Source organism: Bradyrhizobium uaiense (assembly GCF_010811875.1).
Taxonomy (GTDB): Bacteria; Pseudomonadota; Alphaproteobacteria; order Rhizobiales; family Xanthobacteraceae; genus Bradyrhizobium; species Bradyrhizobium uaiense.
Map to the genome: position 1 here is coordinate 1 of NZ_VKHP01001187.1, position 227 is coordinate 227.

Here is a 227-nt window from a genome sequence, read left to right on the forward strand (position 1 = left end):
TCTATTACATCGGCGTCGTCATGGTCGTGGTCGGCTCATGGATCTGGGGCGCGCTGATGGTGATCAATTTCGTGATCTGGAAGCGCGACAATCCGGGCGCGCCGGTGCCGCTTGCGATGTACGCCAATGTCGCGGGCTCCTTGCTGTGGGCCTGGACCGCGGTCGGCGCGGCGCTCGAGATCCTGTTCCTGATCCTGCCCGTCGCGCTCGGGCTCAGATCCACGATC

1 pseudogene is annotated in these 227 nt (G+C 64.3%); it reads left to right on the forward strand.

Annotated elements, in window-relative coordinates:
• A pseudogene (locus FNJ47_RS49235) lies at positions 1–227 on the forward strand (cytochrome C oxidase subunit I); the annotation flags it as partial.